Source organism: Mesorhizobium sp. WSM4935 (genome assembly GCF_029625735.1).
In the GTDB taxonomy this organism is placed as follows: domain Bacteria; phylum Pseudomonadota; class Alphaproteobacteria; order Rhizobiales; family Rhizobiaceae; genus Mesorhizobium.
Genome location: NZ_JARTVR010000050.1, coordinates 1 through 480, shown reverse-complemented (window position 1 = coordinate 480; position 480 = coordinate 1). Strand labels below are relative to the sequence as shown.

The 480-nt window shown below is 67.1% G+C and carries 1 protein-coding gene; it reads left to right on the top strand.

All coding sequences use genetic code 11. The features are described from left to right. Positions 1 to 480 (top strand): autotransporter-associated beta strand repeat-containing protein (locus P9273_RS32050; RefSeq protein WP_278052571.1); only part of this gene is annotated, 480 nt, incomplete at both ends.

The window sequence follows — 480 nt, the reverse complement described above, 5'->3', positions numbered from 1 at the left end:
GGTCCGAAGTTCGACGGCACGGTCAATGGCGGCAACGGCACCTGGCAGAATTCTTCGGGCAACAACAACTGGACCGAAGACACCGGCTCGATCAACGCGGCCTATTCGGACGGCGCCTTCGCCATCTTTGCCGGCCAGGCCGGCACGGTGACGGTGGACAATGGGCTGGGCCAGGTGAGCGCTGCCGGCATGCAGTTCTCGACCGACGGCTATGTCATTGAGGGCGGCGACATCGGCCTTGTCGGGCCGGCCTCGACCATCCGGGTCGGCGACGGCACCAGCGCGGGCGCAGGCTATACGGCAACGATCGCCTCCGCGCTCACCGGCAATGCCCAACTGGTGAAGACGGATGCCGGAACGCTGGTGCTGACCGGCGCCAACAGCTACAGCGGCGGCACGGCACTCAATGGCGGCACGCTCAGGGTCTCGTCGGACAGCAATCTCGGCGATGCGGCGGGCGGGCTCTCCTTCAATGGCGGC